Source organism: Corynebacterium sp. HMSC074H12, assembly GCF_001813755.1.
Taxonomy (GTDB): Bacteria; Actinomycetota; Actinomycetes; order Mycobacteriales; family Mycobacteriaceae; genus Corynebacterium; species Corynebacterium hiratae.
Window position 1 is genome coordinate 28,290 of the sequence record NZ_KV813944.1, and the last position, 26,336, is coordinate 54,625.

Sequence of the window (26,336 nt, forward strand, 5' to 3'; positions counted from 1 at the left end):
CATGAGCGAGAACTACACTCCGCGTCTGAAGACCCGCTACCGCGAGGAAATCAAGAAGGCTCTGAACGAAGAGTTCAAGTACGACAATGTGATGCAGATTCCGGGCGTCACCAAGGTTGTTGTCAACATGGGTGTGGGCGACGCTGCCCGCGACTCCAAGATGATCAACGGCGCTCTCGAGGACCTTACCGCTATCACCGGCCAGAAGCCGCAGGTGCGCCGCGCTAAGAAGTCCATCGCTAACTTCAAGCTCCGTGAGGGCATGCCCATCGGCGCACGCGTTACCCTGCGCGGCGACCGCATGTGGGAGTTCCTGGACCGCCTGCTGACCATCGCGCTGCCGCGTATTCGCGACTTCCGCGGTCTCTCCGACCAGCAGTTCGACGGCCACGGCAACTACACCTTCGGTCTCACCGAGCAGACCATGTTCTACGAGATCGACATCGACAAGGTGGACCGCCCGCGTGGTATGGACATCACCGTCGTGACCTCCGCTACCAACGACGAGGAGGGCCGCAAGCTCCTGCGCGAGCTCGGCTTCCCGTTCAAGTAACGTAGCGAATTCTTCCGCCTAATACATGGGTGAAGAGCATCCCCGGTACTCCGTAAGGAGGCCGGGGATTTTTGCGCTTGCATGCCTTTGGGTCAGGACGGAGATATTGCGTTCTAGGGGCAAGGCAGAGCCATCGCTTCCTATGAGGTTCGAACAAGCGGGGAGTAAACTACTGGCGTCTGCGAACTAACGATTCCCCTGAGGTGAATGATGTCCCTGAATGATGCTTCGGCAGCCGCGGTCAAGAAAAAGGTTGCGTTGCTCGATGAGTCCTTTGGCCGGTTCGCCGTGCGCTCTACCCTGGCAGGTGCCTACCTCGCTATCGGTACGGCATTTGCTGCGGTGATGGGGGTGGGCGTCGAGAAGCATGTGGAAGGCCTGGGCTCGCTGGTCTTTGCCTGCCTGTTCGGCTTGGGCCTTTTTGCCATCGTCCTTCTTGGCGCGGAGCTGGCTACCGGCAACATGATGTACATGGTCTATGGTGCCGTGACTAAGCAGGTGGGTTGGGGCAAGGGCCTGTGGCTGCTCGTGGTGACGACGCTGTTCAACCTGGTTGGTGCCGCCTTGTTCGCTGCGGCCATGGGAATGTCCGCCAAGCTGGGCGGAATCGATCCGAACCATCTCATTGCCAACCTCGCGATGGGCAAGCTCATCAAGGGCCCCGGCGGACTGCTGGTGGAGGCCATCCTGGCTAACTTCGTGGTCAATATGGCGATTGTGGGAGCAGTTTTTGCCAAAGACATCGTCTCCAAGTTTTTCGTCATCGTGCCGATTATTGCCTGCTTCGTGGGTTTGGGTCTCGAGCACGTCATTGCGAACTTCTGCCTCATGCTCTTGACCTTCTTCTGCGCCAGCCCGCTGCCGGAGGGCTTTACCCTTGGCGCGGTGCTGGCCAACTGGTCCATCGTGTGGGTAGGAAACCTCATTGGTGGTGGCTTCCTTATTGGTGGCGTGTACGCCTGGCTTAACTCCGGCCCGGAAGCCTATCGCGACTAAGCTCGCCCGAATAGAGGTTGAAGCGGTCCCCGCGGGCAAAGCCAACGAGCGCCATGCCAGTTTCCCGGGCGGTCTCAACGGCCAGGGAGGACGCTGCCGAGACCGCGACGAGCATGCCGAAGCCGGCCATAGCGGCTTTGTTAACCAGCTCGAAGCTCGCCCGCGAGCTCATCACCAGAATGAGGTCGCTGGCTGGCAACATATCTTCCATCAGCAAGTGACCAATAACCTTATCGGCCGCGTTGTGCCGCCCGACGTCCTCGCGCACCACGACGGGTTCGCCGTCGAGAGTAAAGGCCCCAGCGGCGTGGATGCCGCCGGTCTTGCGGAACTGTTTCTGCTCCCGCTTGAGGGCCTCGGGCAGCTTGGCGACGACCCCCGGATCCACCGGCACCCGGGGAATCTCAAAACGGCTCTGCTTCATGAGCGCTTCGATCGAGGAGGTGCCGCACACGCCGCAGGCGGATGTGGTGGGGGTCAGGCGCAGATCGGCGAGGGAGAGCGCCTGCGGGTTAGCGAGCTCTAGATCCAGCAGGTTATAAGGGTTGCGCCCATCCACTGAGGCGCCAGCGCAATAGCGGGCCTCCCGGACATCACTGACCTTTTCAATGTGGCCTTCGGAATGCAGGAAGCCGTGCGCCAGCTCGACGTCGTGACCGGGCGTACGCATCGTCGTGGTCAGCGTCTGCCCGCCGACGCGAATCTCCAGGGGCTCCTCGCCCGCGACGGTATCGCCGCGGGTATCGACCTGTGTGACCTGTCCGTCTTCGTTGAGGCGCACCTTCGTTACGGCAAAAGTGGCGTTGACGCGCCCGCTCATCGGTTAAGCGCCTCCTTCAAGGTGGCGATATGGGCGCGGGCTTCCGCGGTGTCCGTGGAGGCCAAACCCACCAGGTAAGCCGTCAGGGGAGCGGCGGGCCGGGACTGGGTATGCGCAACGTCCTTGGTCAGATCGAGAAGTTCCTTGACCAAAGCGGTGGCCTCCTCGGGGGAGGCGCCGATCAGCTCGGCAGCCTCCTTCAGCCACTGATGGGCGGTGCGGATCGGATCAGGTGTTTCTCTCATGGCTTCCTATGCTAACGCGTTTTGGAAAACTGCATGTCAGCGGGTAGAGTAATCCGACGGACTTGCATTTTTCCACTCCTGCGCCGTGAAAACCGTGCAGGAGGTGCGGAAACGTGCCAAGCCGGAAGAATTGAACACATCTACTTTGTTGTAGGCCCCTCGCCGTAGATAGCGGACCGTTGTCTGTATCAAAGGGTGGCGAGCGCCTCGCAGTATTGACTGCGGGGAGCGTGAGTAGCCCGAAATCACACGGAAAACGCTTTGGTGAGCAGTACGGGAACCGCAACGAGAAAGGTTAAAGGTCACTCATATGACTATGACTGATCCTATTGCCGACATGCTGTCGCGCGTGCGCAACGCATCTAATGCGCACCACGACGTCGTGTCGATGCCGACCTCCAAGATCAAGGCCAACATCGCTGAGATCTTGAAGCAGGAAGGCTACATCGCTGACTACTCCGTCGAGGGCCACGAGCTGACCCTCGAGCTTAAGTACAACAACCGTGAGCGTTCCCTCTCGGGTCTGCGTCGCGTGTCTAAGCCGGGTCTGCGTGTGTACGCAAAGTCCACCGAACTGCCGCAGGTTCTGGGCGGCCTGGGCGTGGCCATCATTTCCACGTCTCAGGGTCTGCTCACCGACCGTCAGGCTCAGGAGAAGGGTGTAGGCGGAGAAGTTCTCGCCTACGTCTGGTAAGGGAGGATTGACACATGTCTCGTATCGGTCTAGCACCTATCGCCGTCCCGAAGGGCGTCGAGATCACCATCAACGGCCAGGTTGTCAACGTTAAGGGTTCCAAGGGCACCCTCGAGGTTGAGCTGCCGGAGCCGATCACCGCAGCCGTCGAGGACGACGAGATCAAGGTCTCCCGTCCGGATGACGACCGCAAGAACCGCGCCCTGCACGGTCTATCCCGCTCCCTGGTCAACAACGCCGTTGTTGGCGTGACCGAGGGCTACACCAAGAAGATGGAAATCTTCGGTGTCGGTTACCGTGTCCAGCAGAAGGGCAAGGACCTGGAGTTTTCTCTGGGCTACTCCCACCCGATCCTCATCGAGGCTCCGGAGGGCATCACCTTCGCTGTGGATGGCGCAACCAAGCTCTCCGTATCTGGTATTGACAAGCAACTGGTTGGACAGGTCGCCGCGTACATCCGCCGCCTGCGTAAGGACGATCCTTACAAGGGCAAGGGTATTCGCTACGACGGCGAGCAGGTCCGCCGCAAGGTCGGAAAGACGGGTAAGTAAGCAATGGCTAACACTGAAAACGCAAAGCGCACCCCGGTTGGCAAGGACATTTCCTCGCGTCGTCGTGAAGCACGCGCGCGCCGCCACTTCCGCATCCGTAAGACCCTCCGCGGCACCCCTGAGGCACCGCGTCTGGTTGTTCACCGCTCCTCCCGCCACATGCACGTCCAGGTCATCGACGACCTGGCCGGCCACACCCTGGCTGCAGCTTCCTCCATGGAAGCCGACGTGCGTGCACTCGAGGGCGATAAGAAGGCCAAGGCTGCCAAGGTAGGCCAGCTCATCGCTGAGCGCGCCAAGGCTGCTGGCATCGAGCAGGTCGTCTTCGACCGTGCAGGCTACAAGTACCACGGCCGCGTTGCTGCGCTGGCCGACGCCGCTCGCGAAGGTGGTCTGCAGTTCTAATGATTAAGGCATACGGAAACATCAACGGAAGGAACGCCTAATGTCGGACCGTGAACAGCGTGACGGCGGACGCTCCGCCGAGAACAACAACGACCGCAAGGGTCGCAACAACGGCCGTCGTAACGACCGCCGCAACCAGCAGGACAACGAGCGCGATAAGTACATCGAGCGCGTTGTGACCATCAACCGCGTCGCTAAGACCGTTAAGGGTGGCCGCAACATGTCCTTCACCGCTCTCGTCGTCGTTGGCGACGGCCAGGGCATGGTGGGCGTCGGCTACGGCAAGGCCAAGGAAGTCCCGGCCGCAATCCAGAAGGGTGCAGAAGAGGCTCGCAAGAACTTCTTCCGCGTCCCGATGATTGCTGGCACCATTACCCACCCGGTTGAGGGTCGCGACGCAGCTGGCATCGTCATGATGAAGCCGGCCGCTCCGGGTACCGGTGTCATCGCCGGCGGTGCTGCTCGTCCGGTGCTTGAGTGCGCTGGCGTGCAGGACATTCTGTCGAAGTCCCTGGGCTCCGACAACGCTCTCAACGTCGTCCGCGCTACCGTGGACGGCCTCAAGCAGCTGGTTCGTCCGGAGGAAGTTGCCGCACGTCGTGGCAAGTCCCTCGAGGACGTCGCACCGGCCCAGATGCTGCGCAAGCGCGCAGGTCAGGAGGCATAAGCAATGGCTCTGAAGATTACTCAGGTAAAGGGCCTTGTGGGCACCAAGCCGAACCACCGCGCAAACATGGAGTCGCTTGGTCTCAAGCGCATCGGTCACTCTGTAGTTAAGCAGGACACCCCGATCATCCGCGGTATGGTTCACAAGGTGCGTCACCTGGTCACCGTCGAAGAAGTGGCAGGGGAGTAAACTATGGCTGATATCATCAAGCTCCACGACCTGCGCCCGGCCGCAGGCTCCAATAAGCCCAAGACCCGCGTCGGCCGCGGTGAGGCATCCAAGGGTAAGACCGCTGGTCGCGGTACCAAGGGCACCGGTGCTCGTAAGCAGGTTTCCGCTGCTTTCGAGGGTGGCCAGATGCCGATCCATATGCGTCTGCCGAAGCTCAAGGGCTTCAAGAACCCGAACCACGTTGAGTACCAGGTAGTCAACGTTGCTGACCTCGCAGAGGCTTTCGCTAACGGTGGCGACGTCACCGTTGCGGACATCGTCGCTGCTGGCCTGGTTCGCAAGAACCAGCCGGTCAAGGTTCTGGGCAACGGCGACATCAACGTTAAGTTGAACGTCACCGCTGACAAGTTCTCCAAGTCTGCTGTCGAGAAGATCGAGGCTGCTGGCGGCACCGCCACCGCAACCAAGTAATTCTCTTACAGGCTCTGTGAGAGCCACTGCCCTCCCGGGCGCCACCTTTCGGTGGCCTTCGGGAGGGCTTTGGTGTTTTCGGGCTACGCCAGCAGGGCACAAAGGGCATTAGTACCTTTTGAGGGGAACCTTATGGTCTAAATGTTATGTGATGACCTGGGGGTTTACCCCGCGAGCCCCGCAAAAGGCATTAGTACCTTTTGAGGGGAACCTTATGGTCCAGATGTTATGCGATGACCAGGGCTTTGGCTGCGGGAGGCCCGCAAAAGGCATCTCTCAAAAGGTATTAATGCCTTTTGAGAGGAACCTTATGGTGAGAAATTAATGCGGGCCTAGTTGGTTGCATAAGGCGCGGCGGTGATGCTGAGGCACAGTATGCCGTGGTGATGCTGAGGCACAGCGTGCGGTGGGGCCGTTAGGCGTCGTTGACCGTCTTCTCGTAGAGGCCCGGGAAGCGATCATCAGGGTCGGTCACGGCCTTGATGCGCTCCGGCAGGTCGCCGCCGTAGAGCTCGGCAAATTCTTCGGGGGAGTAGAAGGCCTCTGAGTACAGGGATTTATGTCCGCCGAGTTCGCTGACCTTGGCCTCGATGAGGCGGTTAAAGGCGCCATTGCCAGGGGCCGAGGGATCGACGTGATTGCCCTCCACGCCGGACCAAAAACCGACGTTGATCCAGGTCTGTCCTGGGCGCAGGGGGTAGAGCGGCCACGGGGCCGGGGAATCGGCGGCAAGCGAGCCGGTACCGATGAGGTCCTCCACGCCCTCCCGCAGCCGAATCGGGCACAACCACACCGGCTGGATATCGGAGGCTTGGAAGAACCAATCCAAGAATTCCGGCAGATTGTCCGGTGTGACCTCGATGTCCTGGACCACGCGCTCGCCGCGGGGCAGACCCTTCGGCTTCTTGATGAAGTTGTACTCCAGCTCGTACTTGCGGTCTAGGCGCACGAGCTTCCAGTAGAAGGAACTGCGGCGCAGCTGTCGCGGCCACACCTTGCGCACGCGCGGATTCTGCGCGCCGAACGCGCGGGAGCACCAGAACCAATCCGTATCCCAGCGCCAGATATAGTCGCGCACCGTGAGGCGGTCGCGGCGGATCCCGCTCTGGTGCTGGAGGCTGCGATAAAAGATTTTCTCCCGCGTGTAATCCGAGGTTGGCCCTTCCTCATCCGTAAAACGGGCCATGACGAGGTATGACTCTTCCGGTGAGAAGACCACGCCATCGAGGCCGTGGACCTCGACGTCGTCGTAGGTGCGGGTGAGGGAGACGTCGTCAAGCGCGTGCGTGAGTGAGTTGAAGTCGTTGAAGCGCACCTGACGCAGCTCCACGTAGGGCTTGACCGCGCGCAGCTCAATCTTGAGGCGCACCGCATAGCCCAAGGAACCATAGGAGTTGGGGAAAAGGCGGAAGAGATCGACGTTCTCCTCGCGTGAGCACGTCACAATATCCCCGGTGCCGGTCAGGATATCCATCTCCAGGACGGATTCGTGGGGAAGGCCGTCGCGGAAACTCGTGGACTCGACTCCCATGCCCGTCACGGCGCCGCCCAGCGTAATGGTCTTGAGCTGCGGCACCACGAAGGGCATGAGCCCGTGCGGTAGGGTGGCGTCGACAAGGTCCTCGTAGGTGCACATGCCCTGGACCTCGGCGGTCTGCGCAATCGGATCGACCTCAATGACCCCACCCAGGCCGGACACATCGAGGCCCGCCTGCTGCTCGCTGCGCCCGCGGAAGAGGTTCGAGGTTTTCTTGGCCAAACGTACGCGCTTATCCTTCGGCACCGCGTGGAAGCTGCGCAACAGCTTCTCGACGCCCTCCTCGTGCGCCTTCCAACCCACCGGCGGGACTTCGATTGCGTCGACGCTGCGATGATTGCGGATGAGATCGATTAACATGGAACTCCTTCAAGATTTAGAAGCGCGAATCTTCCCACCAGCGGCGCTCGGGCACGCCGGCGCGGGAGCCAGCATCGCCCAGTTTGACGCCCAAGAAGTGGTACAGGTTGATGATGTTGTGCTCGAAGCCCCACTCGGAGCCGGCCATGTAGATGGCCCACAGGCGGGCAGTGGGAAGGCCCACTAGCGAGCAGGCCTCCTCCCAGTTCTCCTTGAGGTTTTCGCACCAATCATGCAGCGTGCGCATGTAGTCGAAGCGGAGGGATTCCGTGTGGACGACTTCGAAACCGGCATCCTGCATGCACTTGGTAATGGTGCCGGAGCCGGAGAGCTCGCCATCGGGGAAGATGTAGCGGTCGATGAACCCGCCCTTCGGCGTCTTGTGGTTATCCGGGTAGGTGATGCAGTGGTTGAGCATGAGGCCGCCCGGCTTGAGCTTGCCGTGGAGGAAGCTGAAGAAGTCCGGGTAGTTCTTGACCCCGATGTGCTCGAGCAACCCGATGGCGGAGATGGCGTCGAAGCCTTCCTCGGTGACGTCGCGATAGTCCAGGAAGCGGATCTCCGCGAGATCTTCTAGGCCCTCCTCCTTGATCTTGGCCTGGCCCCACTCTGCCTGTTCCTTGGAGAGAGTGACTCCCAAGGACTTCACGCCGCGCTTGGCCGCGTAGCGCACCATGCCGCCCCAGCCGCAGCCGACGTCCAAGTGGCGGTCGCCTTCCTTGAGCCGCAGCTTGTCGAAGATGAGGCGGTACTTGTTTTCCTGGGCCTCGTCGAGCGTGGCGTCAGGGGAGGGGTAGTAGGCGCAGGTGTACGTCATCGAGTCGCCGAGGAAGAGCTCGTAGAAGTCGTTGCCCACGTCATAGTGATCGGAGATGACTTCCGCGTCGCGCTCCTTGGAGTGTTTGGATAGACCCTCGTGGAGCTTGCGGCGCAGCCACGAGGCACGCTCGACATCCGGGACCGGCTGGATTTGAAAAGCACCCATCGAAGCCAAGGAACGCGCGACGCGAGCAAGGGTTTTCGCGTCTGGGCGGGAGAACGTGTCATACATTGCGTGCAGCGTGTCGAAGATGCCGTAGGGGTGCGCCGGGTGTTCCCCCTCGACGGTGATTCCGTCGGTGACGTAGGCGCGGGCGAAGCCTACATCGCCCGGGTGTGTGGCGATGTAGGCCAGGCCCTGCAGGTTATTGATTCTGACGGTGAACTGCGCGTCGGCTGGGCCGGTTGCGGAACCGTCGAAAGCTTCCCAGCGGAAGGGGTTGGGGCTGGGAACGAAGGTATCGATGATCTCAGCCACGGTCATTGGGGAGAATCGCTTACTCATAAAACTACATACTACTTTCGGATTAAGGTTAGGCAGATAGAAGACGGCCATACTCTGTGGCGCCCCGGGGCGCCGCTTGAGAGGTCGAAAAGACGTAGAAATGTTGTAAGGACATTGCCTTAGGGCAACGCGGTCCATGGTAGGCCTCATGCGTCGATGGCGCTAAGGGGGAAACTAATCCGAGAAGGATAAGCCTGGTTTTCGCGGGGCCAATGTGGCGAAAGGGGGCGGGGCTGGTAGGGTAATGGGGTCAAAACTGTCCAACCGTTCCTATGAAGGACCTTAAGAGGGTTCTTATCTATTGGGAACAGATGAGATCCACCCCCGTGCGCGGCGAATTCGAACCGCACAGCAAGCGCGGTAGGCCAGGAGGATTGAGTAGTGTCCGCCATTTTGCAGGCTTTCAAAGATGCCGACCTGCGGAAGAAGATCATCTTCACTCTCGTGATGATTATTCTCTACCGCGTAGGCGCGCAGATCCCGTCGCCGGGCGTTGATTACGCCACCATCGCCGGCCGTCTTCGTGACCTCACGGAGGAGTCCGGCAACCTGTACTCGGTGATCAACCTGTTCTCCGGTGGTGCGCTGCTGCAGCTATCTATCTTCGCCATCGGCATCATGCCGTACATTACGGCGTCCATTATCGTGCAGCTGCTCACCGTGGTGATTCCGCACTTCGAGCAGTTGAAGAAGGAGGGTCAGTCCGGTCAGGCGAAGATGACGCAATACACGCGTTACCTCACCCTTGCGCTGGCCCTGCTGCAGTCCGCAGGCATCGTGGCCTTGGCGGACCGCGAGCAGCTCCTGGGCCAGGGCGTGCGCGTCTTGGCGGAGGACCGCAACTTCTTTACCCTCGTCGTGCTCGTTATCACCATGACCTCTGGTGCGGTCCTGGTGATGTGGATGGGTGAGCTGATTACGGAGAAGGGAATCGGCAATGGCATGTCGCTGCTGATTTTCGCCGGTATTGCTACGCGCCTTCCTACCGACGGTGTCAACATCTTCCAGAACAATGGTGGTCTGGTCTTCGCCATGGTTCTCACGGGTCTCATCGTTCTCGTCGCGGGCATTACCTTCATCGAGCAGGGCCAGCGCCGTATCCCGGTGCAGTACGCCAAGCGCATGGTGGGCCGCCGTCAGTACGGTGGTTCTTCAACCTACCTGCCGCTGAAGGTCAACCAGGCCGGCGTTATCCCTGTCATCTTCGCCTCCTCGCTGATCTACATGCCGGTGCTCATCACCCAGATTGTCAACTCCGGCTCCCCGGGAGTCTCCGATAACTGGTGGCAGCGCAACGTCATTGCTCACCTGCAATCCCCGAGTTCCTGGCAGTACATCGTTCTCTACTTTGTGCTCACCATCTTCTTCTCCTACTTCTACGTGTCGGTTCAGTACGACCCTGCGGAACAGGCCGACAACATGAAGAAGTATGGTGGATTCATCCCGGGTATCCGCCCGGGTCGACCGACCGCCGAGTACCTAGGCTTCGTGATGAACCGCCTGCTGTTCGTCGGTTCGATCTACCTCGCGGTTATCGCCGTCCTTCCGAATATCCTCTTGGATCTCGGAGTGGGCACTGCAGGTGCCAGCGGCACCTCCGCCTTCGGCGGTACCGCCATCCTCATTATGGTCTCGGTTGCCCTGACCACGGTCAAGCAAATCGAGTCCCAGCTTCTACAATCCAACTACGAAGGACTGCTTAAGTAATGCGTTACGTACTCCTTGGCCCTCCCGGTGCCGGCAAGGGCACCCAAGCCGCCCTCCTCAGCGAGAAGCTCGGCGTTCCGCACATCTCCACCGGTGACCTCTTCCGCGCCAACATTGGTGAGGGCACCCCGCTCGGCGTAGAGGCCAAGTCCTACATCGACGCTGGCAAGCTGGTGCCGACCGACGTCACCGCCCGCATGGTAGAGGACCGCCTTAACCAGGATGACGCCAAGGAAGGTTTCCTCCTCGACGGCTTCCCACGCACCGTGGAGCAGGCCGACATCCTGGCGAAGCTCCTCGACGACAAGGATTTGAAGCTCGATGGCGTGCTGAACTTTGAGGTGTCCGAGGACGTCGTTGTCGAGCGTATGCTCGCCCGCGGCCGCGCAGACGACACCGAGGAGACCATCCGCACCCGCCTAGGCGTCTACCGCGAGGAGACCTTCCCGCTCATCGAGCACTACGGCGACGCCATCATCTCCGTGAAGGCTGAGGGGTCCGTTGAGGAGATCAACGAGCGCACCCTGAAGGCCATGGGCAAGTAATCTGCCTTTTTAAGCCATGGCTTTTCGACGACGCACTAAGATCATCCCCGCCCGCACCCCAGGAGAGCTCGATGCCATGCAGGCGGCCGGCGAGATCGTCGGCCGCGCCTTGCAGGCGGTACGCTCCGCCGCCGCGGTGGGCGTGAGCACGCTGGAACTCGATGAGGTGGCCGAGCAGACCATCCGCGATGCCGGTGCCGTGCCCACCTTCAAGGGTTACGGCGGGTTCCCGGGTTCCATCTGCGCCTCCGTGAACGACGTCATCGTCCACGGCATCCCGAGTAAGGACATGCTGCTGGCTGAGGGGGACCTTGTTTCCATCGACTGTGGTGCCACCCTCGACGGCTGGGTGGGGGATAGTGCGTGGACGTTTGGCGTCGGCAAGCCCAGCGCCGAAGCGCAGGCGCTGAGTGACGCCACCGAATGGGTCCTCCATGAGGGGCTCAAAGCGATGGTTCCGGGCAACCGGCTGACCGACGTCTCGGCTGCCCTCGAGCAGGCGACCTACCGCGCCGAGGATAAGTTCGGCGTCGAGCTCTTTATCGTCGATGGCTACGGCGGCCACGGCATCGGCCGAGAGATGCACGAGGAGCCCTACTTGGCCAACGAAGGCAAGGCAGGGCGCGGTCCTCTCATCCAGGAAGGTTCTGTGTTGGCCATTGAGCCGATGCTGACCCTGGGTACTGAGGACAGCGAGGTCCTAGAGGATGACTGGACCGTGGTAACCCTCGATGGCTCGTGGTCGGCGCACTGGGAACACACCGTCGCGGCGACGGAGAATGGTCCCCGAATCCTGACCCCGCGCTACTAAAATACGTCTCTCGGGTAGGAAATCATGGTCGAAAGGTTTATACTTCTTGCCATGTCTAAAATTCGCTCCCGCGCTGGTGCTCGTTCCCTACGTCGAGCCACCGCAATCGGCCTTCTGACCGCTACTCTTTCGGTCGCTCCGGCCGCACATGCACAGACGGTCCCCTCTATTGATTCCCTGTCCTCCAACGTCCAGTCCCAGCTTGATGAGTTCGCAGGTCAGACCCGTGAGAACGCGTGGGCTAGCCGCAACCAAATGCTGGAAGCACTGCAGAATGTTAACCCGCAGGCAGCCGATGCTCTTCGCCCAGTAATCGACGGCGCTATTGAGCTCGTCTTCCCCGGCCTCATCGACCAGAAGAACGCGGAGATCCGCGCCGCCCGCGAGGCTGAAGAGCGCGCTCACGCTGAACAGGTCGCTCGCGAAAAGGCCGCTGCTGAGGAAGCAGCCCGCAAGGCTGAGGCGGAGCGTCAGGCGCAGAAATTCAATACAGGCCCGTGCCCGGCGGATGCCCGCGTGTGCGTGGACCGCGACGGTCGCCGCACCTGGCTGCAGGACGGCAACGGCAATGTCACCTACGTTGCTCAGGGCATGTCCACCGGTAAGCCGGGGGAGGAAACCCCGGCCGGCACGTACTACATCACCCGTAAGGTGAAGGACGAGATTTCGTGGGAATTCGGTAACGCACCGATGCCGTACGCAATGTACTTCACGAACAATGGCCACGCCTTCCACGAGGGCTCCCCGGCCTACCAGTCCAATGGCTGCGTGCGTCTGACCCACCAGGATGCCGTGCGCTACTGGAACGATGTTCCGGTTGGTTCCAAGGTCTTCATCTACTAGAACGTAGCGGTGGGCGAGCCACCGCTACAGGCCTTCTGCCTCCCGCGCTTGGCAGCGACGGGAGGTTTCTGCGTTTTCGCGGCGTGTCTTCGAGCGAAAACCTGCTGTGCTGCACTAACCGTATTTGGAAAACGGTTGCTTGCAGCGTATGCTTTAGTGCTGGTGTCTGTACGTAGCCGGATTGGCTGCTGAGGGCACCAGGCAGTAGACACCAAACATGCAGGTGGAGGCGTCGCCAAGCGCGGCGTAAAGAACTCCATCAGAAAAGTAGAGGTTATGGCTAAGGAAGGCGCAATCGAGGTTGAGGGTCGCATTGTCGAACCCCTGCCCAACGCAATGTTCCGCGTCGAGCTCGACAACGGGCACAAGGTTCTTGCCCACATCTCGGGCAAGATGCGTCAGCACTACATCCGCATCCTCCCAGAGGATCGCGTTGTTGTGGAGCTGTCTCCTTATGACCTGACCCGCGGACGCATCGTCTACCGCTACAAGTAAAGACTGTAAGCCTCCTCACCCACGGGACGCGCCCTTGGTGCGTCCTTTTTTACCTCAGGCTGCGATGGCCTGAGCCCACGCTGCTAAGCATGCCCACAGTTTCCCCGGCACAGCCCGGGGCGAAGCGTATGCGTGGCGGGGGACGGATGAGGAGAAAACCATCGTAACAACCCGAAAGGACTAGCCATATGGCACGTCTAGCTGGTGTTGACCTCCCGCGCAACAAGCGCATGGAGGTTGCTCTCACCTACATCTATGGCATCGGGCCGTCCCGTGCCAAGGAACTGCTGGAAAAGACCGGCATTTCTCCCGACCTGCGCACCGACAACCTCGACGACGATCAGCTGTCGGCGCTGCGTGACGTCATTGAAGCTACCTGGAAGGTAGAGGGTGACCTCCGCCGCCAGGTTCAGGCTGACATCCGTCGCAAGATTGAAATCGGTTGCTACCAGGGCATCCGCCACCGTCGCGGCCTGCCCGTTCGTGGTCAGCGCACCAAGACCAACGCTCGTACGCGCAAGGGTCCGAAGAAGACGATCGCAGGAAAGAAGAAGTAAAACATGCCACCCAAGACTCGTTCCGGCGCGCGCCGTGGTGGTCGTCGCGTCGTAAAGAAGAACGTGGCCGCTGGCCACGCATACATCAAGTCCACCTTCAACAACACCATCGTGTCCATCACGGACCCGCACGGTGCTGTCATCTCTTGGGCATCCTCCGGCCACGTCGGCTTCAAGGGTTCCCGTAAGTCCACCCCGTTCGCAGCGCAGATGGCTGCTGAGAACGCGGCCCGCAAGGCCATGGACCACGGTATGAAGAAGGTTGACGTTTTCGTCAAGGGTCCGGGCTCCGGCCGCGAGACCGCCATCCGTTCCCTGCAGGCTGCAGGCCTCGAGGTTTCCTCGATCACGGATGCCACCCCACAGCCGCACAACGGCTGCCGTCCGACCAAGCGTCGCAAGGTTTAAGGGAAAGGAAGAGGTAAGAAAATGGCTCGTTATACTGGCCCCGCTACCCGCGTATCCCGCCGTCTGCGCGTCGACCTGGTCGGCGGCGACATGGCATTTGAGCGTCGCCCGTACCCTCCGGGACAGGCTGGCCGCAACCGCATCAAGGAATCTGAGTACCTGCTGCAGCTCCAGGAGAAGCAGAAGGCAAAGTACACCTACGGTGTGCTGGAGCGTCAGTTCCGCCGCTACTACGCCGAGGCTAACCGTCTCCCGGGCAAGACCGGTGACAACCTCGTCGTTCTGCTCGAGTCCCGTCTCGACAACGTGATCTACCGCGCAGGTCTGGCCAACACCCGCCGCCAGGCTCGCCAGCTTGTCTCCCACGGTCACTTCACCGTGAACGGCAAGAAGATCAACGTTCCGTCCTTCCGCGTTACGCAGTATGACATCATTGATGTTCGTGAGCGTTCCCAGAAGATGGAATGGTTCGAAGAGGCTCAGGACCGCCTGGTTGACGCCAACGTTCCGGCATGGCTGCAGGTCGTTCCGGACACCCTGCGCATCCTCGTGCACCAGCTGCCCGAGCGCGCTCAGATCGACGTTCCGCTGCAGGAGCAGCTCATCGTCGAGCTTTACTCGAAGTAATCCTTCGACACTTTCGTCTTTACCACTTCTACCGGCGTCAAATAGCGGGCGCCGACAAGGAGAAACTCCATGCTTATTTCCCAGCGTCCTCAGCTCACCGAGGAATTCATCGACTCGTCTCGCTCTAAGTTCGTCATCGAGCCGCTCGAGCCGGGCTTCGGTTACACCCTCGGTAACTCGCTTCGTCGCACGCTGCTTTCGTCCATCCCGGGCGCGGCAGTAACCTCCATCAAGATTGACGGTGTGCTCCACGAGTTCACCACCATCAATGGTGTGAAGGAAGACGTTTCCGAAATCATCCTGAACGTCAAGGGCCTGGTTCTGTCCTCCGACTCCGATGAGCCGGTGGTCATGTACCTGAGCAAGGAGGGCCCGGGTGAGGTCACTGCAGGCGATATCCAGCCGCCGGCTGGCGTGGAGATCCACAACTCGGATCTGCACATTGCATCGCTGAATGAGTCCGCCAAGCTGGAGATGGAACTCGTCGTCGAGCGCGGCCGTGGCTATGTTCCGGCCGCCGCCACCTCGGGAGAAATCGGCCGCATTCCGGTCGACCAGATTTACTCCCCAGTGCTGAAGGTCTCTTACAAGGTCGAAGCTACTCGTGTTGAGCAGCGCACTGACTTTGACAAGCTGATCATCGACGTCGAGACCAAGAACTCTATTTCCGCACGCGACGCCCTGGCTTCCGCCGGTGGCACCCTGGTCGAGCTCTTCGGCCTGGCTCGCGAGCTGAACACCGCTGCTGAGGGCATTGAGATTGGCCCGTCCCCGCAGGAGACGGAGTACATCGCCGCCTACAGCATGCCGATCGAGGATCTGAACTTCTCCGTCCGCTCCTACAACTGCCTGAAGCGCCAGGAGATCCACACCGTCGGTGAGCTCGCTGAGTGCACCGAGTCGGACCTGCTGGACATCCGCAACTTCGGTCAGAAGTCGATAAACGAGGTAAAGATCAAGCTGGCTAACCTGGGTCTGGCCCTCAAGGACACCCCTGAGGACTTCGACCCGACCCAGCTTGAAGGCTACGACGCAGAGACCGGCGACTTCAAGGACCCGGCTTCCGACGATTCCGAGTAAAGAATTCCACTGAATCGTGACGGCGCGGCTTTTTGCGCCCCGTCGCGCGCTCAATTAATCCGCACACGAGGAGTACATAATGCCTACCCCCAAGAAGGGTCCGCGTCTCGGCGGCTCCGCCAGCCAGCAGAAGCACCTGCTGAGCAACATGGCAGCGAGCCTGTTCGAGCACGGCGCAATCAAGACCACCGACGCTAAGGCGAAGCTGCTTCGTCCTTACGCTGAGAAGATCATCACCAAGGCGAAGGCCGGCACCGTTGCTGACCGTCGCGCAGTTCTCAAGCTCATCCCGCACAAGGATGTTGTTGCCTACCTCTTCGACGAGCTGGCACCGAAGTTTGAGAACCGTGAGGGTGGCTACACCCGCATCATCAAGCTGGACAACCGCTCCGGCGACAACGCCCCGATGTCCCAGATCTCCCTCGTTCTCGAGGAGACCGTGACCTCTGAGGCTAACCGCGCTACCCGCGCTGCTGCTTCCAAGCAGGCCGAGGAAGCTAAGGCTGAAGAGGCTGAGGTTGAGTCCGCTGAGGCTACCGAGGCTGAGGAGACCACCGAGGAGAAGTAATTCTTCTGAGGTCTAGGCAAGGCCCGCGCTCACCACTGTGGTGGGGTGCGGGCCTTTGTCGTTTTCTACGGGCCACGCGCAGAGAGGGGAGCCGTGTTGGGGGTGTACCGTTTTAACAAATAAGGGTCCAAAAATTCCACTTTTCAGGCCACTATTTGTTAAAACGGACCATCGACGTAGTCCCCACGGCAGATCGAGCGCACGGTATCATCAACCCCCATGAGTGAAAGCGTTCGTCTGCGATTGGACTTGGCCTATGACGGCACTGACTTCCACGGGTGGGCCCGGCAGAAGGACGGCCTTCGCACGGTGCAGCAGACCATCGAGGAGAAGCTGGCCATGGTTTTGCGCCACCCGGTGGAGCTCACGGTGGCTGGGCGCACCGACGCGGGCGTGCATGCCAGCGGTCAGGTGGCGCACTTTGACACCACCCACGCCGCACTAAGTCAGCGCAGCATTGATGGCGATCCCGCCAAACTGGTCCGGCGCTTGGCCAAGCTGCTGCCCGTCGACGTCCGCGTGCACGCCTGCACCGAGGTGTCGCATGATTTCGATGCGCGTTTTTCCGCCCTGCGTCGGCATTATGTTTATCGGATCACTACTCATCCGCGCGGAGCGCTGCCGACCCGAGCTCGGGACACCGCCACGTGGCTCAAGCCGGTGGACCTAGAGCTGATGCAGGCCGCCGCCGACCAGTTGGTGGGTCTCAACGATTTCGTGGCCTTCTGCAAGGCCAAGCCACACGCCACGACCATCCGCGAGTTGCTCGCCTTCGAGTGGAAGGACGTCTCAACGCCCGCACAACCGCAGCTTTATGAGGCACACGTTAGCGCCGATGCCTTCTGTTGGTCCATGGTGCGCTGCCTCGTGGGATGCTGTCTGCGGGTAGGCGAAGGTTCCCGCGACGTGGAGTTCGCGGCCCAGATGCTTCAGGAAACCAGCAGATCCTCCCAGATTCCCCTCGCCCCGGCCGCGGGGCTGAGCCTGGTTGGCGTGGACTATCCCGACGCAGACCAATTGGCTGCGCGCGCGAAGATGACCCGCAGCCGTCGCGCTGCGGAAAACACGGAGTTGGGTTAATCTAGACCCCACTGCACCAGGGAGGGTGGTGCACTGATTCGGGGAGGACTCTCATGGCACGCGCGTTGCCTACTACCAAGGCCCAGGTATCGGGCCACAAGTTCTTGTTGCGCCGGCTCGAGCATGGCCTCGTTTTCGGCGATATCAGGATGATCCATGATCCGCTGAAACGGCGCCGGCGCGCTCTGCTCGGTGGAGTAGCCGCAGTCGCATTCCTTAGCCTCGGTTCGGGGCTCATTGCGTGGATGCAACCGGATCCGCAACCCGGGGATGCGCCCGTGGTCCGCTCTGCGGAGGGACAGCTTTTAGCTCTGGTCAATGGCACCTACCACCCGGTGGCTAACCTGGCGTCGGCCCGGCTCATTGCCAACGAAGCGGTGGAGCCACATGCGGCCGGGGATAGCTTTCTAGACCAGATAAGCTTAGGCACCCCGCTGGGGATTGCGGATGCCCCGAACCTCCTTGCCGCTGCGACAGGGGAGGAGCCAAGCTGGTCAGCCTGCTTGGAGGAATCCACCGAAGGGGAGAACTGGCAGTCCAGCAGCCGCGTCGGCTCCGTGACCGTGGTGGCGCACCACGCCGTTCCCGGATTCGACGAAGAGCACGCCGCCGTGGCGGAATCCGATGGCACGCAGTGGTTGCTCACAGGCCAGGGGCGCGTCGTGTTGCCTGAGGCCACGAGCACGCAAGGCAGGGTGCTGCGCCGCGCGTTGGGGATGACCGCGGAGACGGCGGTGTGGAGCATGCCCACAGAATTGCTCAACGCCTTTGCCGAGCTAGAACCGCTGAGTTTCCCGGCCGCCCCACCGGAGATTCTGGATACCGGCGAGCAGCTCTGGGCGCGGACGGAGCAGGGCGTTTTCGCCATCACTCCCACCCAAGCGGAGATGCTCGTCGGTGTGGGCGCACAACGCCTGCCAGCCCAGGCGCAGGAGGTAGCCGCGCTGGGCGACGTCCCACCGACCTTCAACCTCCCGACTAACCGCGTGGATTTCCTGTCCCCTGAGCAGGGCTGGTTGTGCGCGACGGACCGGCATGGCGCCGGCACGACGCGCCCGGTATCGGCCACCGTAGACCTACCGGGTGATTCGGCCGCGCAGCGCTTCGCCGGTCTGCAGGCGGGCGTGGGCGTGGACAGCGGGCACGGCTATCACGTGGTTACTGCCACCGGCAGGCGCCACGAGCTGGCTAGCGCCGGGGAGCTAAACGCGCTGGGCCTGGGGGAACCGGAGCAGGTGCCGTGGGAGATTCTGCGTCTGCTGCCGGAAGGTTCTGCCTTGAGCCGAGCGGAGGCCTTAAAGCATGAGCACTGATAACAGCCACGAGGACGAGGAACCCCAGGGCCCCGAGGAGTAGGCGCACCATAGGCCAGCCTTGGGCGGCCGGTGCTGTCAGCGGTGTCACCGCAAAGGAACGCTCCTCGCGGGTTTCGGCCGCAGGACGAAAGGTCACCGCGGTGAGGGGATCGACCACCCCGTGGCCGGGCTCGGCGGAATCGATGACGCGCTGGCGCAGCTGCGCCGGGGACTCGTCGGGGTAGCGCTGCACCAACAGAGCGAGCGTTCCGCTGACCAGGGGCGCGGCGAAAGACGTGCCTTGAAATAGGGTATCCCCCTTGGCGCTGGCCCAGCCGCCGCCGGGTTCCAAGGCGAGTGGTACGTTGCCCTCTGCGCTGAGAGGTGCAGCGATGGAGTAATCCGCAAGGTCGTACGGGGTGGCTAGGGCGCCAACCGCGAGGACCGTATCCGCTACGGCGGGGAAGACCACATCACCTTGTTCACAGCCACCGGATGTCGCGTTTCCCGACGCCGCCACCACCACGGCCCCAGCGTCCTCCGCGCGCTGCAGCGCTGCGTCCAAGCCCGATCGATCCACCCGTGAGGCGGCATCCGGCGGGACGCAGGACACGACGGAGACGTTGATGACCTGAGCTCCCGCGTTCACGGCATCCTCGATGGCAGCAGCTAGGCTGGCCAGCGTTCCGGAACCGTGGTCTTCCTCCGCTGAACCATCGGCCCCTGCCGAGTTATCCGGCGCCGGTTGCCTGAAATGCGAACTGGTCTGCCGGATGGCGTAGATCTCCGCATCCGGGGCCACGCCGAGCTCTTTTCCCGCAATGACCCCGGCCACCACCGTGCCGTGCAGGTCACAGTCCCGTAGCGGGTCGGGCTCGTCTGGGGTTACGAAGTCCGCTCCCGGTGTCACGCGCAGCTGGGGGTGCGCGGCCACTCCGGTGTCGATGACCGCGACCTTCACCCCGGCACCCGTGGCAAAAGAGTGCAGCCGCGCGCGATAGTCCGAGTATTGCGCGGAAGGCTGTGGCCCTGCCGCGGCGAGGGTAGCCTCCGCGCACGCGGTGTCTGGCTCGCGGGCAGCAGCTACCGGCCCGGATAACACGCAGGACCCCCACGCCAGACCAGCGCCAAGAGCAGCGCTGGCAGCACCAATTCGGATCCCCAAGTTCATGAGCCCAGCCCCCTAATGAACTCGAAAAGCCCAGCCAGGTGTGCGGCGAGCGGCAAACACGCGGCCAGTGCGAGGGCTTCGGCGCGCTCGAACCACACGATGGTGGTCGGCTCAATCTGCCGTAGCTTGCCTGCCCACACCGGTACTGACAGCATGGCCACAACGATGAGCCCCGCGACGACGCTGAGCACCCATGTTTCCGTGGTTGGCGCAGAAAGCCGCTGCCACTCGTGTAGTGGCACAGCCACCGAGGCACTAGCAGCGGCGAGGCCATAGATTCCCAGTGCCCACGCAGCAATGGGCCGGGCATGGCGTGCTGCATGCACGATGACCCCGCCAGCGATACTTACACATAGCGCTTGGGAGGCCCCCTGGGTTGCCGCCGCGTTGGCGTTCAATGCGACGAGGAGCAGGGCAGGGGCACCCGCCACCGCGCAGCCCACCGCGATGCCCTCGTAGGCCTGCCCGGCGCGCCGGGCAGCGAGCGCGTTATCGGTGGGTACCTCGTCCGAGATGCTTAAGTCTTGCCCGGCGGTGGGAAGCTGCGGCACGCGCAAACCCGCCAGCCGCGTGGTCAGCAGGGGAGCGCCCGCCAACAGGCCCACGGTGGCGGCGAGGAGCGGGGCGGGGCCGAGGAGGCCGACGAGCACGAGCAGGCACCACGTCGCGGCAGTAGCCCGGTCCCGCAGCCCGCCGATGCGTACCAGGTGGGAGAGCACCGCCGTCGCACCGACGGCGGTCGCGGCCCCCACGACGGGTGCCGCCGACACCGCGGTACCTGCAGGTCCAGCGACAAATGCTGCGCCAGTGGCTAACCCGCCCGCCAGCCCCGCGGCGACGTGCGCGGTGGCGAGCAGAGATCCTCGCCGCGTCCATACCGCAAGAACGAGGGCGAGGAGTGCAGTGGCGGCGCAGCCGACCGTGGGGGACAGTGTTGCGGCAAGGAGCCCACCGCCGGCGATAAGGCCCGCCACACCCCACAGCCCAGCCAGGCCAGAAAGCTGCGTGGCGGAGACATCGGCGGCTAATGCTTCCGCGGCGTCGCGCACGATGGGTGCCGGCGCCGGTGCATCCGGGCTAAGCACCAGCACGGAGCCTTCTTCTACGCTGGTGCGATCCAGTGGCGTGGTCATCGATATGGTCTTGCCCGCCGCGGTAGTGGCGCGCCACAGGATGGGTGCTGGGGGAACGTCGACAAGCACGAGCAGCTCCCCCAGCACCTCCCCGAGACTGGAAGAAAGCGGCAGTGAGATATCCGCTTCTTTGCGGGTCTGGCCTGCGTGGATACGGACGGTGACGCGGACAGAATGCGCGAGTGCGCGAGTCATGGAAAATACCTCCCCCGAGAAAAATTTCTGGGCAACCCCTTGCCCATTGCCTCACATTGTGGCTTACTGGTGGCACGCTGTCCACCGCTTAAGGAGGCGGTGGAGTACTTCGGGGGGAAGGACTTTGACATGCGCGTACCTACACGCGTCGTTGACACCGGGCTGTCGTCATATCGGGAACCAGCGCCACCACTGCCGCAAGGCAGCATTGATGCCGAGGCCGTGCCGGAGGCGGCCCGTGCCCAGCCCGTTCCGTTGGTTCGCCTGCTTATGCCGCTGGTCATGATCGCGGCCATGGTGGGCATGGTGGCGCTCATGGTTCTCGGCGCGGGTGATGCGCGCCGGATAAGCCCCATGAGTCTCATGTTCCCGCTCATGATGCTGGCCAGCATGGCGATGATGTTCAACCCGCAGGGAGGCGGGCAGGATCCGGACGAAACTCGCCGGACGTACCTGCGTCACCTCAAGGCGCTGCGCGAGGAGGCGCTGGAGCGCGCGGCGGCGCAGCGCGCGCATGAGGAACACCGCAATCCGGCGCCTGGGCAGCTCGGCGCGTTGATTCCGACGTCGCGCCTCTGGGAGCGGGATGCGGATGCCCCGGATGCGCTGGAGGTGCGGGTGGGCACCGGGCCGATGGCACTGTGCACGCCGATCAATGTTCCAGATTCGGGTGCCGCGGAAGACCTCGACCCAGTGTGTGCGGTGAGCCTGCGCCAGACCGTGCGCGCGGTGGGAACGCTGGCGGATATGCCGGTGGTCATCCAGCTCCAAGCCTTCCCTATCGTGGGGCTGGCCGGTGCGGATGCGCACGGTATGGCCCGCGCGCTGCTGTTGCACCTGGCGGTACTGCATGGCCCGGAAACCGTGGGCATTGAGTACCACGGGGAGAGCTGGGAGTGGCTGAAGTGGCTGCCGCACTCGAGGGATCCGGAGAGCGCTCAGTTTCGTATCCGCGTCGTGGAGGAGGACCACCGGCATCGCGGTGTACTGGACAAAGAGGGAGCGCCGGGGGACGCCCCGACGACCACCATCGCCGTGGGTGTCACACCTCATTCGCTGCTGGGCCGCCGTGCGGAGGACGAAGGCATTTACCTGCGGGCGGAAGGCGCGCTGTCCGTGGTTACCGCCGCGGGGGAGGAGGAGCTGGGCAGCTGCGCGCTTATCGACGTTTCCACGGCCCTCCTCCACGCCCGCACGCTTGCGCCCTATCATCGCCCCTTCGGCGGCGATGCTCCGGCAACGCCACGGCACGGTCGCGATGCAGACCTCCCTGTGCTGCTGGGCTACCGGGACGTGGATGCGCTGCAGGCCTCCGGCATGTGGCATGGCCGCAGCCCGGCCGAACGCCTGCGCGTGCCTATCGGTGTGGACGAGTCCGGGCAAGCGGTGGTGCTCGACCTGAAGGAGTCGGCGCAGGGCGGCATGGGCCCGCATGGGCTGTGCATCGGTGCCACGGGCAGCGGAAAATCGGAGCTGCTCAGGACGCTCGTCGTGGCCCTAGCCGCCACGCATAGCCCGGAGGAGCTCAACCTCGTGCTTGTGGACTTCAAAGGTGGCGCGACCTTTCTCGGCTGCGAGGAGCTGCCGCACACCTCCGCCGTGATTACCAACCTGGAGGAGGAATCTACCCTGGTGGAGCGCATGTACGATGCCATCTCCGGGGAGATGAACCGCCGCCAGGAGCTGCTGCGCAAGGCCGGCAACTTTGCCAATGTGGGCGAGTTCAATGCTTCCGCTGCCGCGGTGGCGGAGCACGGGCCGCTGCCGGCGCTGGTCATCGTGGTGGACGAGTTCTCGGAACTGTTGGGCCAGCACCCGGACTTCGCGGAGCTCTTCGTCGCAGTAGGAAGGCTCGGCCGCTCACTGCACGTGCACCTGCTGCTGGCATCCCAGCGCCTGGAAGAAGGGCGCCTACGGGGATTGGATTCGCACCTGTCCTACCGCATTGGCCTGAAGACATTCTCCGCCGGGGAGTCCCGCCAGGTCCTCGGTGTGCCCGACGCCTACCACCTCCCCGCCCAGCCGGGATCCGGCTACCTCAAGACGGATGCCGATGCCCCCACACGTTTCCAGGCCTCCTATGTGTCCGGCCCGGTGACGCGCCGGGTAGCGCTAGAAGATGATGCTTCCGCACAGCACACGGCGCGCCTAGAGCTTTTCACCGGGCACCGCGTGGTGGAGGAGGACCTAGACTTCGCAGTACTCGTGGACTCCTCGAGCACCCTCCTTGACACCGTGGTGGGGGCTGCCCGGGACGAAGCCGCCGGGCGCGGTCAATCAGCGCGGCGAATCTGGCTGCCGCCCTTGCCCGCCGTGGTGGAGCTGTCCAGTGTCGCCGCTGTGCAGGTAGAATCGCCCGGCGCGGGCGGCGGGCTGTGCGCCGAGGTGGGGTTTATCGACCGCCCCTACCACCAGCGCCAAGACCTACTCACCGTGGACTTCACGACGGGTGGCGGGCACCTGGCCCTGTGCGGTGGGCCGCAGTCGGGCAAGTCAATGGCGCTGCGCAGTATCGCCTCCGGAATGGCACTGCGGCACTCGCCGGACCAGGTGCGCTTTTATGTCATCGACTTGGGTGGCGGACAACTGCAGGTTCTGGAGCGGCTGCCCCACGTGGCCGGGGTGGCCGGCCGCGAGGAACCGGAGAAGGTACGGCGCATCGTCGACGAAGTCGCTGGCCTCGTGCGTCGCCCGGAATCCCGCCACACCTTCCTGATTGTGGATGGCTGGCACCACATTGGCACCTCTGGGGCGGATTTTGAAGATCTCGCCGAGCCGATTACCCAGCTGGTCGCAGATGGTGCGTCTTCCCACGTTCACGTCCTGATCGCGGCGGCGCGGTGGACCAGCCTGCGGCCGTCAATCCGGGACCTTATCGCGGCGCGCCTCGAGCTGCGTCTGGGTGAAGCCATGGATTCCCTCATTGACCGCAAAGCACAACAAAAACTCCCGGCAGCGCCCGGTCGGGGCATCACGCTGGCGGGGGAGAACCTGCTCTTCGCTGCGACGTCCCCGCAGGATATCGCTCATATCTGCGGAGTGCATGCGGACGCCCAGCCGGTCCCGCCGTTAAAGATGCTGCCCGCCCTGCTCACCGAGCTTCCACAACCGGCCGGGAGCCCGCCGACCGGAGTGGCTTGGGGAATTGGCGGGCCGGACCTGGACCTTCTGACGTGGGATCCGACCACGCAGCCCCACCTCGTGTGCATTGGTTCTCAAGGTTCCGGTAAGTCGCAGTTCCTCAGCGTGATTCTCGCCGGTATCAGCCAGCTGAACCGGGAGGAAGCCCGCCTCGTGGTTATCGATGAGCGCCGGGCACATTTGGGGACGCTGGATGAGGAGATGGTGGCGGTATATGGGGCGTCGGCAAGCGCGGCCACCCAGGCCATCCTCGATACCGTCCGCACCTTAGAGCAGCGCCTCCCCGGCCCCGAGGTCACTCCCGCGCAGTTGGCCGCGCGAAGCTGGTGGGAGGGGCCGGATATTTACCTTGTCATCGATGATCTCGACTTGGTCAGCGACATTGCCCTGGCACCACTTGTGGAGATTCTCCCGCACGCCCGCGATGTGGGCCTGCACCTAGTGCTCGCGCGCAAATCAGGAGGAATCGGGCGCGCGCTGTTTGGGCAGTTCCTCTCGGCAGTGCGCGACCTGCAGCCAGCACTGCTGCTTCTCGACGCCGACCGCGACGAAGGCGCCATCTTCGGCATCAAACCGGTAGCGCTGCCGCCCGGCCGCGGCCAATGGGTCGTGCGTGGGGCACCCCAAGGCCTGGCACAGGTGTATGTGCCGGACACCGACACACCAGAAGAACCACCACACACCACATCCAGCAAGGGAGATAACCAATGACCGCGACTCATGCACTGCGCACACCGTCGACTACGCCAGAGACCGCACTCGTTATCACGGTGCTCGACGCCGCCACGATCTATGAGGGGCCGGAGACGATCTACCGCTATGACCTACCCGGCACTGGCATCGCCGAAGGCTGGGCGCTCGACGCCGTCCTTGACCAGGCAGAAAAGGTCTGCGGGGCGGAGTGGCCGGAGGTAAGCGCCGAGGTGGTAGCGGATCCATCCGGTACGGACATCACTGACGAGGCAGTGAGCATCCTGCGCCGCCAACTGACCGGCGCGGGCGCGACGGTAGTGGAAACAGAACCATCGCCGCCCGTGGTGGAACAAACACCGACTCTTACAAGGGCGGTTGTGGACGGGCACGACGAGGGCCATGCAGACACCGTGACAGCTGAGCGGCCGCGAGCCACGCGCGCGCGACGCTCCCATCGCGCGACACCACACCGCCTTTCTGCGCTCGTGGGAGGCATCGACCCCTTCTATATCGCCATTGCGGTCATGGTGCTCGTCGTGGCCGGGGTGTCCTGGTGGGCCGTGGGACGCAAAGACGCAGCCTTAGCAGCCGCGACACCACACCAGACGGCGGTAAGTACTTCCAGTGCTGCCCATTCGCCGGGTACGGCCCCGACCCAGAGCTCGGACGCGCCGACTGAGGAGGGCGGGACGCAAGGCTCGCCCGGGGATACCGGCAGTGCGCAGCTGCGTCCGGGCCAACAAGCCATCGACGTGGAAGGGATGTCCTTGGTCTTGCCACAGGGTTTTCGTACCAGCGTGGAAGATGGGCTCGTTACCGCGGCCGGTGAGGATCCCAACCTGCGGATCCTTGTCGCTGCAGATCCGCTTTTCAACGTGCCCGTTGACGTCCTTTTTGCGGAGATCAAGGAGCAGATCGAATCCGATCCCGCCCTCCGTGATCCGGTAGAGGAGTCCGGGCGGCTGACCTATACCGAAGACCCCGGCGATGGCTCGCGGGTGACCTGGATGATGTGGGAGGACAAAGGCCACCAGATGTCCGTGGGCTGCCACACCAAGTTCGAGCCCAACGTGGTGCAGAAGGCAGCGTGCCGAATGGCGGCGGAATCGCTGGTTAAGAAGGACTAAGCAGCGGCAAGCCAGAAAAATTAAAAACTTTGAAACCGGTGGGAACCGATGCGCCACTAACTCAGT

Annotated in this window: 27 protein-coding genes and 1 pseudogene; 22 read left to right on the forward strand and 6 right to left on the reverse strand. The window is 62.7% G+C overall.

Features of this window, described 5'->3' with window-relative positions:
- The first annotated feature begins 1 nt into the window (after position 1).
- Together rplE and HMPREF2932_RS11020 are read left to right on the forward strand one after the other, a co-directional pair.
- Entirely contained in the window at positions 2–553 is a 552-nt protein-coding gene (gene rplE / locus HMPREF2932_RS11015; RefSeq protein ID WP_046648471.1) for a 50S ribosomal protein L5, read from the forward strand.
- 210 nt (positions 554–763) lie between these two features.
- On the forward strand, positions 764–1,549 hold the full coding sequence (locus HMPREF2932_RS11020) for a formate/nitrite transporter family protein (protein ID WP_071410145.1): 786 nt from the start codon (positions 764–766) through the stop codon (positions 1,547–1,549).
- Here the strand turns inward: HMPREF2932_RS11020 and fdhD are convergent.
- Both fdhD and HMPREF2932_RS11030 read right to left on the reverse strand, forming a co-directional pair.
- Positions 1,518–2,369 (reverse strand): formate dehydrogenase accessory sulfurtransferase FdhD, encoded by an 852-nt coding sequence (gene fdhD / locus HMPREF2932_RS11025; RefSeq protein WP_046648469.1) that lies wholly within the window; start codon positions 2,367–2,369, stop codon positions 1,518–1,520. The genes HMPREF2932_RS11020 and fdhD overlap by 32 nt on opposite strands.
- Complete coding sequence (locus HMPREF2932_RS11030; RefSeq protein WP_046648468.1) at positions 2,366–2,614, reverse strand: DUF6457 domain-containing protein; 249 nt, start codon at positions 2,612–2,614, stop codon at positions 2,366–2,368. Before HMPREF2932_RS11030 ends, fdhD begins: the two co-directional genes overlap by 4 nt.
- A gap of 310 nt (positions 2,615–2,924) precedes the next feature.
- Here HMPREF2932_RS11030 and rpsH point away from each other — a divergent pair, with 310 nt between their 5' ends.
- Genes rpsH through rplO form a run of 6 tightly spaced genes read left to right on the forward strand, consistent with a single transcriptional unit; the run spans position 2,925 to position 5,573 of the window.
- Entirely contained in the window at positions 2,925–3,308 is a 384-nt protein-coding gene (rpsH, locus tag HMPREF2932_RS11035; RefSeq protein ID WP_049157329.1) for a 30S ribosomal protein S8, read from the forward strand.
- A 14-nt stretch (positions 3,309–3,322) separates the two neighbouring features.
- Positions 3,323–3,859 carry a 50S ribosomal protein L6 gene (rplF, locus tag HMPREF2932_RS11040; protein WP_049157327.1) on the forward strand — a complete coding sequence of 179 codons (537 nt, stop codon included), beginning with the start codon at positions 3,323–3,325 and terminating at the stop codon, positions 3,857–3,859.
- A gap of 3 nt (positions 3,860–3,862) precedes the next feature.
- Complete coding sequence (rplR, locus tag HMPREF2932_RS11045) at positions 3,863–4,264, forward strand: 50S ribosomal protein L18 (RefSeq protein ID WP_046648465.1); 402 nt, start codon at positions 3,863–3,865, stop codon at positions 4,262–4,264.
- 40 nt (positions 4,265–4,304) lie between these two features.
- On the forward strand, positions 4,305–4,931 hold the full coding sequence (gene rpsE / locus HMPREF2932_RS11050; RefSeq protein ID WP_046648464.1) for a 30S ribosomal protein S5: 627 nt from the start codon (positions 4,305–4,307) through the stop codon (positions 4,929–4,931).
- Between the two features lie 3 nt (positions 4,932–4,934).
- Positions 4,935–5,120: a 50S ribosomal protein L30 gene (rpmD, locus tag HMPREF2932_RS11055; RefSeq protein WP_010189565.1), complete on the forward strand. Its 186-nt coding sequence runs from the start codon at positions 4,935–4,937 to the stop codon at positions 5,118–5,120.
- Positions 5,121–5,123: 3 nt separating this feature from the next.
- Positions 5,124–5,573 (forward strand): 50S ribosomal protein L15, encoded by a 450-nt coding sequence (gene rplO, locus HMPREF2932_RS11060; protein WP_070511323.1) that lies wholly within the window; start codon positions 5,124–5,126, stop codon positions 5,571–5,573.
- A gap of 415 nt (positions 5,574–5,988) precedes the next feature.
- Here the strand turns inward: rplO and HMPREF2932_RS11065 are convergent, their stop codons facing one another.
- Together HMPREF2932_RS11065 and HMPREF2932_RS11070 are read right to left on the reverse strand one after the other, a co-directional pair.
- Positions 5,989–7,470 (reverse strand): FAD-binding oxidoreductase, encoded by a 1,482-nt coding sequence (locus HMPREF2932_RS11065; protein ID WP_070511325.1) that lies wholly within the window; start codon positions 7,468–7,470, stop codon positions 5,989–5,991.
- Between the two features lie 16 nt (positions 7,471–7,486).
- On the reverse strand, positions 7,487–8,794 hold the full coding sequence (locus HMPREF2932_RS11070) for a class I SAM-dependent methyltransferase (protein ID WP_070511327.1): 1,308 nt from the start codon (positions 8,792–8,794) through the stop codon (positions 7,487–7,489).
- A gap of 381 nt (positions 8,795–9,175) precedes the next feature.
- Between HMPREF2932_RS11070 and secY the strand changes: the two genes are divergently transcribed.
- The 12 genes from secY to eccB all read left to right on the forward strand — a co-directional run bounded on the left by secY (position 9,176) and on the right by eccB (position 18,828).
- Complete coding sequence (secY, locus tag HMPREF2932_RS11075) at positions 9,176–10,501, forward strand: preprotein translocase subunit SecY (protein WP_071410146.1); 1,326 nt, start codon at positions 9,176–9,178, stop codon at positions 10,499–10,501.
- Positions 10,501–11,046, forward strand: coding sequence for an adenylate kinase (locus HMPREF2932_RS11080; RefSeq protein ID WP_071410147.1), 546 nt, complete (start codon positions 10,501–10,503; stop codon positions 11,044–11,046). The genes secY and HMPREF2932_RS11080 overlap by 1 nt, the downstream gene beginning before the upstream one ends.
- 16 nt (positions 11,047–11,062) lie before the next feature.
- A complete protein-coding gene (gene map, locus HMPREF2932_RS11085) occupies positions 11,063–11,857 on the forward strand; it encodes a type I methionyl aminopeptidase (protein WP_071410148.1) in 795 nt (264 codons plus the stop codon).
- 51 nt (positions 11,858–11,908) lie between these two features.
- Positions 11,909–12,700, forward strand: coding sequence for a L,D-transpeptidase (locus HMPREF2932_RS11090; RefSeq protein WP_071410149.1), 792 nt, complete (start codon positions 11,909–11,911; stop codon positions 12,698–12,700).
- Between the two features lie 276 nt (positions 12,701–12,976).
- Positions 12,977–13,195 (forward strand): translation initiation factor IF-1, encoded by a 219-nt coding sequence (gene infA / locus HMPREF2932_RS11095; protein WP_003854422.1) that lies wholly within the window; start codon positions 12,977–12,979, stop codon positions 13,193–13,195.
- 188 nt (positions 13,196–13,383) lie between these two features.
- Positions 13,384–13,752: a 30S ribosomal protein S13 gene (gene rpsM, locus HMPREF2932_RS11100; protein WP_039673764.1), complete on the forward strand. Its 369-nt coding sequence runs from the start codon at positions 13,384–13,386 to the stop codon at positions 13,750–13,752.
- Between the two features lie 3 nt (positions 13,753–13,755).
- On the forward strand, positions 13,756–14,160 hold the full coding sequence (gene rpsK, locus HMPREF2932_RS11105; protein WP_010189540.1) for a 30S ribosomal protein S11: 405 nt from the start codon (positions 13,756–13,758) through the stop codon (positions 14,158–14,160).
- Positions 14,161–14,181: 21 nt separating this feature from the next.
- The gene (gene rpsD / locus HMPREF2932_RS11110; protein WP_010189536.1) at positions 14,182–14,787 is read left to right on the forward strand and encodes a 30S ribosomal protein S4; all 606 of its coding nucleotides are present in this window, start codon (positions 14,182–14,184) and stop codon (positions 14,785–14,787) included.
- Positions 14,788–14,856: 69 nt separating this feature from the next.
- Positions 14,857–15,867, forward strand: coding sequence for a DNA-directed RNA polymerase subunit alpha (locus HMPREF2932_RS11115; RefSeq protein ID WP_010189530.1), 1,011 nt, complete (start codon positions 14,857–14,859; stop codon positions 15,865–15,867).
- Between the two features lie 79 nt (positions 15,868–15,946).
- Positions 15,947–16,435 carry a 50S ribosomal protein L17 gene (gene rplQ, locus HMPREF2932_RS11120; protein ID WP_070680573.1) on the forward strand — a complete coding sequence of 163 codons (489 nt, stop codon included), beginning with the start codon at positions 15,947–15,949 and terminating at the stop codon, positions 16,433–16,435.
- A gap of 219 nt (positions 16,436–16,654) precedes the next feature.
- The gene (gene truA, locus HMPREF2932_RS11125) at positions 16,655–17,515 is read left to right on the forward strand and encodes a tRNA pseudouridine(38-40) synthase TruA (protein ID WP_071410150.1); all 861 of its coding nucleotides are present in this window, start codon (positions 16,655–16,657) and stop codon (positions 17,513–17,515) included.
- Between the two features lie 53 nt (positions 17,516–17,568).
- The gene (gene eccB / locus HMPREF2932_RS11130; RefSeq protein WP_071410151.1) at positions 17,569–18,828 is read left to right on the forward strand and encodes a type VII secretion protein EccB; all 1,260 of its coding nucleotides are present in this window, start codon (positions 17,569–17,571) and stop codon (positions 18,826–18,828) included.
- Between the two features lie 184 nt (positions 18,829–19,012).
- On the opposite strand, the pseudogene HMPREF2932_RS13270 reads toward eccB, so the two are convergent.
- Both HMPREF2932_RS13270 and eccD read right to left on the reverse strand, forming a co-directional pair.
- Positions 19,013–19,981 (reverse strand): annotated as a pseudogene (locus HMPREF2932_RS13270) (S8 family serine peptidase); the annotation flags it as partial.
- On the reverse strand, positions 19,978–21,309 hold the full coding sequence (gene eccD / locus HMPREF2932_RS11135; protein WP_070754642.1) for a type VII secretion integral membrane protein EccD: 1,332 nt from the start codon (positions 21,307–21,309) through the stop codon (positions 19,978–19,980). The pseudogene HMPREF2932_RS13270 and the gene eccD, both read right to left, overlap by 4 nt.
- A 129-nt stretch (positions 21,310–21,438) precedes the next feature.
- Here eccD and eccCa point away from each other — a divergent pair, with 129 nt between their 5' ends.
- Both eccCa and HMPREF2932_RS11145 read left to right on the forward strand, forming a co-directional pair.
- Positions 21,439–25,161, forward strand: coding sequence for a type VII secretion protein EccCa (gene eccCa / locus HMPREF2932_RS11140; RefSeq protein ID WP_210397789.1), 3,723 nt, complete (start codon positions 21,439–21,441; stop codon positions 25,159–25,161).
- A complete protein-coding gene (locus HMPREF2932_RS11145; protein WP_071407386.1) occupies positions 25,158–26,270 on the forward strand; it encodes a type VII secretion-associated protein in 1,113 nt (370 codons plus the stop codon). The genes eccCa and HMPREF2932_RS11145 overlap by 4 nt, the downstream gene beginning before the upstream one ends.
- The last annotated feature ends 66 nt before the right edge of the window (positions 26,271–26,336 follow it).